Genomic DNA, 12,070 nt, shown 5'->3' with positions numbered 1-12,070 from the left:
ACGTGCCGCGACAGCAGCGGCGCATAGCCTTGCCAGGAGCCGAGATGGGTATTCACAAGCAGGTCCTGAATAGCGTTCATGATGTAGCCGTCTTCCAGCGGCGCGTGCGCGTCCTGTCGGGGCATCTCGCAAAAGAGATCGAAAGCGGAGAAACGGTGCTCGACGTCGGCTGCGGCGACGGCTCGATCGCGCAGGCGATCATGGCGCTGAAGCCCCAGCTCAACTTCCAGGGCATCGATGTCCTGCTGCGCCCGCAGGCGGCCATTCCGGTGACGGTCTATGACGGCGATCGCATTCCGTTCGACGACAGGTCCTTCGACTGGGTCACCATCGTCGATGTGCTGCATCACACCGACGACCCCGCCCAAGTTCTCGCCGAATGCTCGCGGGTGGCCAAACTGGGCGTGGTCATCAAGGACCATTTGCGCGAAGGATTTGGCGCCTTTCCGACGCTGCGGTTGATGGACTGGGTGGGCAACAGGGGCCACGATGTGCGGCTGCCCTACAATTATCTGTCGAAAGCGGAATGGGATGCGGTTTTCGAGCAGGTCGGGATCGCCCCGGTTACGTGGAACCAGAGCCTCGATCTTTACCCGCAGCCGTTCAGCCTCGCCTTCGACCGCAGCCTCCATTTTATTTCCACGGTCCGCTCGTCGGATCGCTGACTATAGGGGCAGCGCTTCGGAGAATTCGACTGCCCGCCCCTGCCCGGCTTCCACGATCTCGCCTTCCCACATCACGCACCGGCCACGTACGATGGTGCCGACAGGCCAGCCAGTCACCTGCTTACCGTCGTAGGGCGTCCAGCCCGCCTTCGAGCCGGCCTGCGCGTTGGTGATGGTTTCGCGCCGTTTCAGGTCGACAATGGTGAAGTCGGCATCGTAGCCGGCCGCAATTCGACCCTTGCGGGCCATGCCGAACAGGCGATGCGGGCTGTGGCTGGTGAGGTCGACGAAGCGTTCGAGCGTCAGCCGTCCCGCATTCACATGGTCGAGCATGATCGGCACCAAGGTCTGCACGCCCGTCATTCCCGATGGCGAAGCCGGATAGGCCTTCGCCTTTTCCTCCAGGGTATGCGGCGCGTGATCGGAGCCAAGCACGTCGATAACACCCTGCGAAATGCCGCGCCATATCCCGTCGCGGTGCCGTTTGTCGCGCACCGGCGGGTTCATCTGGATCAGCGTGCCGAGGCGTGCATAGTCGTCCGCCGACAGCGTCAGGTGATGCGGCGTCGCCTCGCAACTCGCCACGTCTTTGTGCCCCTCGAGGAACGCGATCTCCTCGGCCGTCGAGATATGCAGCACATGGATGCGGGCCCGCGCCTCTCGGGCGATGCGCACCAGCCGCTCGGTGCAGCGCAATGCCGCGATCTCGTCGCGCCAGACCGGATGGGACGATGGATCGGCATCGATGCGTTCGCCCAGCCGCTCGCGCAGCCTGAATTCGTCTTCCGAATGGAAGGCGGCGCGCCTGCGGGTATTCATCAGGATCGAGCGCACGCCTTCATCGTCCTCCACGAGCAGGTCGCCGGTCGACGAACCCATGAATACCTTGATGCCGGCCGCGCCGGGCAGCCGCTCCAGTTCGGCGGCGTCGCGCGCATTTTCGCGCGTGCCGCCGACCCAGAAGGCGAAGTCGCAATGCATGCGGGCGGTGGCGCGCGCCACCTTGTCGGCCAGCGCCTCTGCGCTCGTGGTCAGCGGATTGGTGTTGGGCATTTCGAAGACGGCGGTGACGCCGCCGAGAACCGCTGCGCGTGAACCGGATTCCAGATCTTCCTTGTGCTCCAGGCCCGGCTCGCGGAAGTGGACCTGCGTATCCACGACGCCGGGTAGGGCATGAAGGCCGCGGCATTCGATGATCTGGCCTGCGGAAGCCTGCGCGAGATCGCCGATCGCGGTGATGCGCCCGCCGGTCACGCCAACGTCGCGCCGGCCGACCCCGTCCTGGTTGACCACCGTGCCGCCCTTCAGGACGAGATCGAAAGTCGCCGTCATCTGCCTGCCTCTGGCTCTTGCTCGCGCGTTGCGTGCGGCTTACGTAATGGCCGACCGATTTGCAACATCAGGTGCGTTGCCGCCCATGCCCACCGCCCAGCTAGACGATCGTGCGCTCATATCCGTATCGGGAGCGGACGCGGAGCACTTCCTGCAGAACATAGTGACCGCCGATCTCGACGCGCTGCCGGCCGGCGAAGCGAAACCGGGCGCGCTTTTGACACCGCAGGGCAAGATTCTCTTCGATTTTCTGATCTCCCGCGATGGCGAAACCGGCTTCATCCTCGAATGCCGGGGGGACGTGGCGGACGATTTCGTCCGCCGTCTGATGCTCTACAGGCTGCGCGCCAAGGTCGACATTTCGGTGCAGGATCAAGCACTTGTCTCCGTTAGGTGGCAGGATGCTTCGGAGGCCTCAGCTTCCGATTCAAGCTCTTCGCAAACTGAATCAACCGGATTGCGCGACCTGCGCTTTCCGGCGCCGGCGCAGGTAACAAGGCACTACGGACAGTCGACCAGCGGCGACGTTGCCGCGTGGCATGCATTCCGCATCAGCCATGGTATCGCGGAAAGCGGAGCGGACTATCAGCTGAGCGACGCCTTTCCGCACGATATCCTGCTCGACCAGATGGGCGGCATCGGCTTTAGGAAAGGCTGCTATGTCGGACAGGAAGTGGTCTCACGCATGCAGCATCGCGGCACCGCGCGCCGGCGCACGCTGATCGCTTCGACCGAAAGAGCGCTGCCGCCTTCGGGTACGGATGTGCTTGCCGACGGCCGGTCGATCGGAACGCTCGGCTCCGTCGCGGGCAGTTCCGGCCTAGCGATTGTGCGCATCGACAAGGTCAAGGCGGCGATGGACGAAGGCGTACCCATCCTTGCCGGCGGCGTCCCGCTCTCACTTGCGATACCGCCATGGGCGACATTTTCGTTCCCCCAGGAGACGGCCGCGGCAGGTGACGCCTGATGGCCGACAAGGCCGGAGCGCCGCCGCGCGCCTGGCAGCGCATGCTGTCGGGCCGCCGCCTCGATCTGCTCGACCCTTCGCCGCTCGACATCGAGATTGCCGATATCGCCCACGGCCTGGCGCGCGTCGCTCGCTGGAACGGCCAGACCGGCGGCGACCATGCCTTCTCCGTCGCCCAGCACTCGCTGCTGGTCGAGGCGATCTATTCCAGGCAGGCGAAGGACGTGTCGCCGGACAAGCAACTCGCCGCCCTGCTGCACGACGCCCCGGAGTACGTCATAGGCGACATGATCTCGCCTTTCAAATCGGTGGTCGGCGGCGGCTACAAGGCCGTCGAGGAGCGGCTGCAGCGCTCGATCCATATCAGCTTCTGCCTCCCGGCCGAGATCGGCGAGACGCTGAAGAAGGACATCAAGCGAGCAGACCAGGTCGCCGCGTATTTCGAGGCGACGATGCTTGCGGGCTTCTCGGTGGCGGAGGCCACCCAGTTCTTTGGAAGGCCGCGCGGCATTTCGGCCGACGGGCTGGAAATCCTGCCCGTCTCGACCAAAGCCGTACAGAAGGCGTTCCTGAAACGCTTCGAGGCCATTCAGAAATTGCGCGGCAGGTAATCCGACAGTCGAGGCCCTTTGTGAAGGATGGCCAAATTGTCGCCGCATCTGGCCAGTCCCGCAAATGCAGCGATCAGCCGCCGTGCGCTTCCACAACCTTTCGGCACGCTTCGGAGAGCTCGGCCTTGTTGTCCCGAAGGCAGGCATTCATCTGCGCCGGCTTGCCGACAGCAGCGGAGCAAAGCTTCATCGCATCGGAGCGGCAGGCGGCTTTTTCCTCATTGCTCAGCGAGGCTTGCGCCATTGCCGCCGAACTGCCTGCCGCGACGAGCATGAGTGCAACGAAAACCGGTTTCATCATCGATTGTCCTTTCAAGCGTGAGTCGATGCCCGGACCCTCCGCAGGGCGGGCGCCGGCGAACCATCGGAGACGAACCGTCGGCGGCCTATGCCATGATCATGGCATGTCGCCGAGCGCGCCGAGAGACGTATACGAAGCGGCGTCGTTCGCTTGATCACTCGCAGAATCGGCGCCGAATGAGGAGAACGTCATGATTCGTCGAATCCGTTTGCCGCACCCCGCCGCGGCGCTTTTCGCATTGTCCGCCCTGGCGGCGACGCCTTTGGGCGTGGCATCGGCCGAAGCCGCGGTGGTCTACTGCAAGACCGTGGGTGTGCCCAGGGGTTGCGTGGTCCGTCCGACGGCGCCTGTCGCGCGCGTGGTGGTGAGGCCCGCGCCTGTCGTAGTGGCTCCGGTCGTGGTGGCGCCTGTCGTGGTGGCGCCGCGGGTGGGCGTTGGAGCCCCGGGCGTTGGCGTGGCTCCCGGCCGGGTCGGCAATCGCGGCGGGCCGGTCAACCGCGTCGGACGGCGCTGACCTGGCTCAGCCACTCGCCAGCTCGACATCCGGGAAGCGGTGGGGCAAATCGAGGCGAACTCTGGTCCCGCCGCTTCCTGATGTCACCTCCAGTTGCGCGCCGCAACGCGCGGCGCGCTTGTGCATATTGGCAAGGCCGCGCGCCGTATTCGGGGCATCCGCTGCCCTGCGGCCATTGTCGTACGCGACAAACCCCCGCCCGTCATCTTCCACCGTGATGCGGCCCCGCTGGCCTTCAACCGTATCGTCGACCGTCTCGATCCTGATGCCGATCCGCTTCGCGCCGGCGTGCTTCACCGCGTTGGTGACGGCCTCGTCGAGCAGGCGCAGTATCTGGATCACGTGCCATGGCCTGAGTTCCGGATGAACCGGCATGCCCGCCGGCATCAGCACATGCCAATCGAGCGCTAGGTCATGCGGACGGAGTTGCGCCGTAGTGCGTTCGCGCCAGGCGCCGAGCGCCAGCATCAGGTCGCCGTCTATATCGTCCATGGCGTCTATCACGAGCCGCAGATCTTTGAGCGCCGCGCGGGCTGCCTCGCCGATCCGGTCGCCCTCCCAGGCACCGCGTTCGCTGAGCGCGACGATGCTGACGAGCTGTCCTCCGAGGCCGTCATGCAGGTCACGCGTCAGCCGGTTGCGTTCGTTCGCGAGCGCTGCCGCCCGCGCTCGTTCCTCCTCCAGTGCGAGGCTTGCCCGCAGCTTTTCCTCGGTTTCACGGACGAGGGTGACGAGACGGCCGGCAAAACCGTCGATCTCGTTCAGCGCCGTGGCAAAACGCCCGATGAGGCCGATGCCGATCGCCACCAACAGCGCCGAATAAGACAGGCGCGAAACGAGGATGCGCCCTTCCACCACGACGTCGAACGCCAGAAGCAGATCGTGCACCAGGAAGATCAGGACGACCGTGACCGCGCAGCCGAGAAGCAGCGCAACGCCATCGCCGCGCGTCACCGCCGCCCGCCCTACGATCGCGCAGATGAGAAGGAGCGACACGAAAACCGTGGGCGGACCTAGAAACAGGTAAGTCCGCCTCACCAGTGCGGAATCTCCAAGCAGCGCCATCGCGACTATGAGGAGGCCCGGCAGGAAAAGAGCCCAGCAGTATTTCGGCCATTTCAGCCCCAGAAATGCAAAAACGAAGAACACGACGCAGGCGGACTCGAGCGGCGCCGAAGCAATCAGCATGGAGTTCAGGCCTGCATGGTCCGTTTGCCCTACCGGCGCGGAAACGAAGGCCTGGAGGAGGCCAAGCGCCATCGCGGCTGCAAGCACTCCGTAGGTGGGCTCGTGACGCCGCTTCAGCCACATAACCCCGAGAAGCACGGCAAGGATGGCCTGCCATGCGGAAAACACGACCGGCAGCGTCATAAAAAGCAGCGCCCGGCTCTGATAGGCCGGGCGAAGTTCCTGGTCCGGCCCGACGAACACGCGGTCGAGAAATCCGGTGAGAGGCCCCCAGGCATGAAGCTTGACCGTCAATGCATTGGGGCCGTCATGGAGCAGCACGGCCGGAATGGTGGCAATCTCCGGCGTGTTCCGGTCGGGCCTGTTGGCGGACGGATGCATGCGGCTGTCGAGAATGATCGAGCTGTTCACCGCGACCTCGACGCCGCTGATGAAGCGGGGCAGCAGGACCGACCAGGTCTGGGCGGCCGCACCCGCCGGCCGGTCGAACGAGAGGGAAAAAACCTGCGGATCGGCTCGAGGTGAAGCGCGCAGGCAGATGGTATGGCAGGCGCACAGGCCGTTGCACTCCGTCTTCGCTCAGCATCGCCTCGATTACCTGATAGCGGGCGGATGGTTCCGGAGGCGACAGGCGCAAAACGAAGATGCAGGCAAGCACGATCAATGCCTGGATCAGTAAGTAGAAGCCGAGCCGGTAGCGCCATTGACGCGCCGGGACGGAAGCCTCGATCGCCTCCGCGACGCTCACAGCCGGATCAGGCCTTGCTGAAGCGCCTCGAAGACCGCCTCGCCTCGAGTATTGACCTCCAGCTTGCGGTATATGCTCTTGATGTGGCCCGGCACCGTTTGGCGCGAGAGCCCCAGATGGCCGGCGATCTCGGCGTAGCTGAACCCCTTTGCAATGCCCCACAGAATGTCGATCTCGCGCGGGGTTAGCTTGGCGGTGTTGAGTGCGGGATGTGCCGCACCCGCCGCGGCGCGTTGTGTGCGGCGAACAATAAAGCGGGCGATAGAAGCCGAGATCGGCGAATGTCCGGCAACCAGTTCGCGGACAGTGGCAGCGATATCGGTCGGGAATGCATCCTTGAGCAGATAGCCGGTAGCGCCGGCCATGATCGCCGATATGACGCTTTGCTCGTCGCCCAGAATGGAAATCACCATGATCTCGGTGTCCGGGCAGTCCAGTCGCGTCTGCCGGATCAGGTCCATCCCGTGGCCGTCCGGCAGTTGCAGGTCGGTCAGCAGCACCCGAGGGCGCACATCTTTCAGCGCGGCCCGCGCTTCCTTCAGCGTAGCGGCCGTCGTGACTTCGAATTCGCCGGCGCCTGCGAGCGCGTCACGCAAGCGCGCACAGGTTGGGCTGTCGTCTTCAACGAGCAGCACCGTGATCGTCTTGTCAGGCCGTGCTTCGGCCGATTGCGGCGCCATGCGATCCGTTGGAGTCCCCCGTAGCTCAAGCCCGAACTATACGCCGCCGCACAATCCGCGACAGCCATAATCATGGGGCTATCGATCTTCGAGCGGCGGATCGGAGCGGGCAGAAGTGCACTCCTGTAGGCCTTACCGCCCCTGGCGCTCCAGCCTATCGAGAAACCACTGTGTCAGCCGCACCCAGACCTCATCCTTTTCGCCGGAGTCCTCCCAGCCATGGTCCAGATTCGGGTTGTCGTTCACTTCGATGACAAAGACACCTTCGCTGGTTTCCTTCAGGTCGACACCGTAGAGGCCGTCTCCGATGCAGCGCGCAGCGCTGACCGCCGTCTCCACGACGTTGGCGGGCGCGTCCTTCAATGTGAAGGTCCGGATGCCGCCCTGGTCCGGCTTGCCGGACCGCTCATGATTGACGATCTGCCAGTGCTTCTTCGCCATCAGGTAATGCACGGCGAAAAGCGGCTGGCCGCCCAGCACGCCTATGCGCCAGTCATATTCGGTCGGGATGAATTTCTGGGCGATCAAAAGATCCGAATCTTCCAGCCAGAGGGTCGCCAGCGTCTTCAGCTCCTCGAAGGTCGACGCCTTCTTCACGCCGCGCGAAAACGAGCTGTCGGGGATTTTCAGAACCAGCGGGAAGCCCAGCGTCTGCGCCGCCACCTCCAGGTCGGACAAGCCCGCGATCATCACGGTGGGCGGCACCGGCACCTTGTTGTAGGTCATCAGCTCGTTGAGATAGACCTTGTTGGTACAGCGGATCATCGACAGCGGATCGTCGATGACCGGCATGCCCTCCTGCTGCGCGCGCCGCGCGAAGCGATAGGTATGGTTCGAGATTGACGTGGTCTCGCGAATGAATAGCGCGTCGTAATTGGCGAGCTTTGCCAGATCCTTCCTGGTGATCGGCTCGACTTCAACGCCCATCTTCTCGGCGATCTTGGCCCAGTAGCGCAGCGAACTGATCTCCGATGGCGGCAGTTCCTCGTTGGGATTGACGAGCGTGGCGAAGGCGTAGCGCGCCGGCGTCCTGGTCTTGGTGTCACGCCATTCGCGGTTGGTGTAGGATGCAAGGCTCTCCAGGAACCGGGGTTTTTCCTCGGGGCTCATGCGCGTGAGCGGGTAGAAGCCGATCTTGTGGATAGAAGCCCATTGCTGGCTGTCCCTGATTACGACCTCCAGGGCCGGTGCGCGAAACCAGTCGAACAGGAGCTTGGCGAAACGGTCCCACGCCTTGGAGGGCCCGATGCCGAAGAAGAACGTGACTTTCACGGGATACGAGCCGCCAAGCTCCTTGCGGCATTTATTGAGCACAAGCTCCAGTTCGGGCAGCGCGTTTTCGTAGAGCTTGTGCTCGGAAAGATCGATCATCGTCTCGACGGTCGGGATGACCTTGTGACCTCGGGAGCTCGCCAGCAGCGACGCGTAGTAGCCGCGGCTCTGATAGGCGTAGCTGCTCGAAAGGTTGATGACTTTCGGGCGCTGCCCGCGGAACAGGGCCGGATGCGCGAGGTAGTCGCGGTTGGTGATGATCTTGTGCGGCGTCGCAACCTGATCGAGATGGCTTTGCCGGCCGGTAAGTATGACCCACGTCATGATCGTTCACGCTTTCGGTGGGTGGCGGCCGGTTCGGCCAAATGAAGCGGCTTTTCGTACAGAAGCGCGGCCGCGCCGTCTGCATAGTAACCGGGCTTGCGCCCGAAGCGGCGGTAGCCGCATTTCTCGTAAAGGCTTATCGCCCGCGCATTGTCCTCGCGCACTTCCAGGCGTACTTCCTCGCAGCCGCGGGCGGCCGCCGTGTCTTCGGCAGCGCCCAGCAGCGCCCGGCCGATGCCGCTGCCGCGAGCGGCCGCGATCGAGTAGAGGCGCGCTTTGCGGCTGCCGGCGCGAAACAGGACGGCGCAATAGCCGACGACGGCGTCTTGCCCGGCTACGACCAGAATCGTGGCTGAACGACTCCCGATCATTCTGCGAAACGATCTCTTCGAAATGCGGTCCGCCTGAAAGGCCGCGTTTTCGAGCTCCGCCAGGGCATCGACGTCAGACGCGCGGGCCGGGCGGATTTCGGCAGGCATGCGGACCGGAAACCTCAGTCGGAAGGGTGAAGATCAGGCTAACTCGCGGGCGTCCCCTGCCCAGCGTCAGCTGAAGCATCGGATGCGAATCGCTCCTCGATTCGGGCTGAATTGTGACTGGACAAGCTAGCCATTGTCTACCACCGGCGGTGGTTCATCGGCGGCACGACAGTGGCCCAACCAACATCGGCGGGCGACCGTTCAACCCTCCATACCTTCGAGCAATTGGCGATAGGCGGAATTGGCGATGGTCAGAAGATCCTTTTCCGGCAAATTGCCTGCAATGGCGCAGCCATAGCCGTCGTCCAGCCAGTAGAGCGCGCGCGTGTCGCCCTCCTCGAGCAGCCGGAACCCCGTCTCGGTGCTCGAGGCGTCGCGGGCGACGTAGAGCGAGACGCGGTTGCCGGTACGATCTTGGTACATGAACTGCGCGGCCGTTTTTGTTGCCGCCGCAGGCAGCAGGCGGCCCCCTATCAGTTCGAAGCCGTTCGCCGTTAGGTCGGGCGCTACCAGCGTCACGCCGATGCGCTTGGACAGCCAGTTGACCAGATGCTCTTTCTGGTCCGCGCCGACTTCGACGACATGCAGCTTCTCGGCCGCGTAGATCGCGTGGGCGGCGATCGCGCCGTCCGCCAGTTGGGCCGCTGTGGCGTCGACGGGCCGCCACCCCGAAATCCCCAGGAAATAGCCACCCAGGCCACCAACCGCGAATATCAACGCGGCGGCCGCGGCCATCCGCCAGCGCGGCGGCGCTAAATTGCGCACCGGTGGGGCTTCGCCGGTCATGATCTTCGCAAGGCGGTCGGGCACGGCTTCGTCGAGCACGCCGGCGAGCGCGCTGCGCAACAGGTCGCTGTCGGCCTGATAGCGTCCGCTTCGCGCCTTCATGTCCGGATGGGCATCGAGCCAGCGCTCGTAGCCGGCCCGCTCGTCCGCGGGAAGTTCGCCGTCCAGCGCCAGATGGATATCGCGTTCGGTGAATTCTCGGGAGGTCATGGCTCTACCACCCTGATCGATCGACGGCGCGCCCCGTCATCCAGCAGGCTGCGCAGTTCGTCCCGCCCGCGCGCGATCCGCGACATCAGCGTACCAGCGGGCACGCCAAGCACATTGGCTGCTTCGGCGTAGGAAAATCCCTCTACCGCGACCATCAGTATGGCAGCGCGGCGGTCCGGGCTAATGGCTTGCAACGCGTCCAGTATCTCGCGGGAGGCGACGTCCTCGGCCTGGTGAGCGGGCTGCGACATCGCTTCGCTCGTATCGATCGGCAGCATCGCGGTTTCGCCCCGACGTTTGACCTTGCGCATCTGGTCAACGAACAGATGATGCATGATGGTGAACAGCCAGCGGCGTGGGCTGTCACCGGTGCGCCAATTGTCCATGCGCAGCAGCGCACGCTCGAGGCTGTCCTGAACGAGATCGTCGGCGGCGTCGCGGTTGCGCAGCAGCGCGCGCGCATAGCGGCGCAAGCGTGGAATTTCGGCAAGTATCGCTGCCTTCCGGTCGTCCATCGCGCGTCCGTTGTCCCCGCCACCCTGATTCCAGTTCGGGCCGCCGTCCGCAAGGGACAATGCGCGGTCGAGATAGCAGGATTGCTGCTTAATGAACAACGCTCCACCTGGCCGGATTCGTCCCGCTCCTGCCGCTCGCATCAACGATATTGAAGCATCATGCATGAGCAATTCATTTTGCTGCGTCGGGCCGATCGGCTAAAAAGTCGGCGTCCAGCGAATGGAGATACGGCGATGGCGATAACGGCGAACGCGGCCCCGGCGAAATCTGTGCCATGGCTGATCATCATTTGCGGCTGCCTGATCGCCGCGCTGACATTCGGCCCACGCTCGGCGATGGGCTTTTTCCAGTTGCCGATGCTGGCGGAAAAGGGCTGGGACCGCACAACGTTCGGCCTGGCGATGGCGTTGCAGAATCTGTTCTGGGGCCTCGGCCTTCCCTTCTTCGGAGCTATCGCAGACCGCTACGGCACCTGGCGCGTGCTGGCGCTTGGCGGCGTCATCTACGCCGCCGGCCTCTACATGATGGCCACGGCCTCCTCCGTCACGGCGCTGCATATAGGTGGCGGCGTGCTGGTCGGCCTCGGCGTCGCGGCGGGGTCGTTCTCGATCGTTCTCGCGGCCTTCGCCCGCCACACGCCGCCCGAAAAGCGCTCCATCGTCTTCGGCATCGGAACCGCGGCGGGCTCCGCCGGCATGTTCATCTTCGCACCGATCAGCCAGGGCATGATCGACGCCTACGGCTGGTCGGATACGCTGATCTACATGAGCGCGGCGATGCTGATCATTCCGGTGCTGGCGATGCCGCTCTACGGCAGTTCGCACAATACGCATGCGGCGCAAAAGGCGGCGCAGCAGTCGGTTGGCCATGCGCTGCGCGAAGCCTTCGCGCACAGGAGCTATGTGCTTCTCGTCTCCGGCTTCTTCGTCTGCGGGTTCCAGGTGGCGTTCATCACCGCACATTTTCCCGCTTATATCGGCGATCTCGGCATCGACGCGCGCTACGCGGTCATCGCGCTGGCGCTGATCGGCTTCTTCAACATCATCGGTTCGCTTGCGGCCGGCGTGATCGGCCAGAGATATTCCAAGCCGATCTTCCTCGCCTGGATCTACATCGGGCGGTCGATCGCCGTGACGGCATTCCTGCTCCTGCCGCAGACGCCGACGAGCGTCATCGTTTTTGCGATCGTGATGGGTCTCTTGTGGCTCTCGACGGTGCCGCCGACCAACGCGCTTGTCGCCATCATGTTCGGCACGCGCCATCTCGGACTGCTGGGCGGCCTCGTATTCCTGTCGCACCAGATCGGTTCGTTCCTCGGCGTCTGGCTCGGCGGCTACCTCTACGACCGCTTCGGCACCTACGACCCGGTGTGGTGGCTCGGCGTCGCGCTCGGCCTGTTCGCGGCCGTGGTCCACTGGCCGATCAAGGAACGGCCGGTCGAACGGATGCAGTTGGCGGCGGCGGAGTAGGTTATTTC

14 protein-coding genes are annotated in these 12,070 nt (G+C 64.2%); 6 read left to right on the top strand and 8 right to left on the bottom strand.

Translation table 11 applies throughout. The features are described 5' to 3' along the window. The first annotated feature begins 44 nt into the window (after positions 1-44). On the top strand, positions 45-665 hold the full coding sequence (locus tag ACG873_RS06575; protein WP_394890993.1) for a class I SAM-dependent methyltransferase: 621 nt from the start codon (positions 45-47) through the stop codon (positions 663-665). Here ACG873_RS06575 and ACG873_RS06570 read toward each other — a convergent pair whose 3' ends face one another. Next, on the bottom strand, positions 666-1,997 hold the full coding sequence (locus tag ACG873_RS06570; RefSeq protein WP_394890992.1) for a dihydroorotase: 1,332 nt from the start codon (positions 1,995-1,997) through the stop codon (positions 666-668). It abuts the gene before it with no gap. An 85-nt stretch (positions 1,998-2,082) separates the two neighbouring features. On the opposite strand from ACG873_RS06570, the gene ACG873_RS06565 reads away from it, so the two are divergent. After that, positions 2,083-2,964: a YgfZ/GcvT domain-containing protein gene (locus tag ACG873_RS06565; RefSeq protein WP_394890991.1), complete on the top strand. Its 882-nt coding sequence runs from the start codon at positions 2,083-2,085 to the stop codon at positions 2,962-2,964. Beyond that, positions 2,964-3,575, top strand: a complete 612-nt coding sequence (locus ACG873_RS06560) for a YfbR-like 5'-deoxynucleotidase (protein WP_394890990.1) — start codon at positions 2,964-2,966, stop codon at positions 3,573-3,575. Before ACG873_RS06565 ends, ACG873_RS06560 begins: the two co-directional genes overlap by 1 nt. A gap of 73 nt (positions 3,576-3,648) precedes the next feature. Here ACG873_RS06560 and ACG873_RS06555 read toward each other — a convergent pair whose 3' ends face one another. Beyond that, complete coding sequence (locus ACG873_RS06555) at positions 3,649-3,819, bottom strand: hypothetical protein (protein WP_394890989.1); 171 nt, start codon at positions 3,817-3,819, stop codon at positions 3,649-3,651. 247 nt (positions 3,820-4,066) lie between these two features. Here ACG873_RS06555 and ACG873_RS06550 point away from each other — a divergent pair, with 247 nt between their 5' ends. Then, positions 4,067-4,390 (top strand): hypothetical protein, encoded by a 324-nt coding sequence (locus ACG873_RS06550; RefSeq protein ID WP_394890988.1) that lies wholly within the window; start codon positions 4,067-4,069, stop codon positions 4,388-4,390. A gap of 6 nt (positions 4,391-4,396) precedes the next feature. Here the strand turns inward: ACG873_RS06550 and ACG873_RS06545 are convergent, their stop codons facing one another. Continuing rightward, on the bottom strand, positions 4,397-5,989 hold the full coding sequence (locus tag ACG873_RS06545) for a sensor histidine kinase (RefSeq protein ID WP_394890987.1): 1,593 nt from the start codon (positions 5,987-5,989) through the stop codon (positions 4,397-4,399). Between ACG873_RS06545 and ACG873_RS06540 the strand changes: the two genes are divergently transcribed. Next, positions 5,973-6,257, top strand: coding sequence for a hypothetical protein (locus ACG873_RS06540; RefSeq protein ID WP_394890986.1), 285 nt, complete (start codon positions 5,973-5,975; stop codon positions 6,255-6,257). The two genes, ACG873_RS06545 and ACG873_RS06540, sit on opposite strands and share 17 nt — an antisense overlap. A gap of 65 nt (positions 6,258-6,322) precedes the next feature. Here ACG873_RS06540 and ACG873_RS06535 read toward each other — a convergent pair whose 3' ends face one another. The 5 genes from ACG873_RS06535 to ACG873_RS06515 all read right to left on the bottom strand — a co-directional run bounded on the left by ACG873_RS06535 (position 6,323) and on the right by ACG873_RS06515 (position 10,592). Further along, on the bottom strand, positions 6,323-7,006 hold the full coding sequence (locus tag ACG873_RS06535) for a response regulator (RefSeq protein ID WP_394890985.1): 684 nt from the start codon (positions 7,004-7,006) through the stop codon (positions 6,323-6,325). A 132-nt stretch (positions 7,007-7,138) separates the two neighbouring features. Beyond that, positions 7,139-8,602, bottom strand: a complete 1,464-nt coding sequence (locus tag ACG873_RS06530; protein WP_394890984.1) for a RimK family protein — start codon at positions 8,600-8,602, stop codon at positions 7,139-7,141. Then, positions 8,599-9,081: a GNAT family N-acetyltransferase gene (locus ACG873_RS06525; protein ID WP_394890983.1), complete on the bottom strand. Its 483-nt coding sequence runs from the start codon at positions 9,079-9,081 to the stop codon at positions 8,599-8,601. The genes ACG873_RS06530 and ACG873_RS06525 overlap by 4 nt, the downstream gene beginning before the upstream one ends. A 201-nt stretch (positions 9,082-9,282) precedes the next feature. Further along, the gene (locus tag ACG873_RS06520) at positions 9,283-10,077 is read right to left on the bottom strand and encodes an anti-sigma factor family protein (protein WP_394890982.1); all 795 of its coding nucleotides are present in this window, start codon (positions 10,075-10,077) and stop codon (positions 9,283-9,285) included. Then, a complete protein-coding gene (locus tag ACG873_RS06515; RefSeq protein ID WP_394893383.1) occupies positions 10,074-10,592 on the bottom strand; it encodes a sigma-70 family RNA polymerase sigma factor in 519 nt (172 codons plus the stop codon). The genes ACG873_RS06520 and ACG873_RS06515 overlap by 4 nt, the downstream gene beginning before the upstream one ends. Positions 10,593-10,826: 234 nt before the next feature. Between ACG873_RS06515 and ACG873_RS06510 the strand changes: the two genes are divergently transcribed. Further along, complete coding sequence (locus ACG873_RS06510) at positions 10,827-12,062, top strand: MFS transporter (RefSeq protein WP_394890981.1); 1,236 nt, start codon at positions 10,827-10,829, stop codon at positions 12,060-12,062. Positions 12,063-12,070 lie beyond the last annotated feature (8 nt).

Source organism: Allomesorhizobium aridi (assembly GCF_043769475.1).
GTDB lineage: Bacteria > Pseudomonadota > Alphaproteobacteria > Rhizobiales > Rhizobiaceae > Allomesorhizobium.
This window is presented reverse-complemented; position numbering and strand designations above follow the sequence as displayed.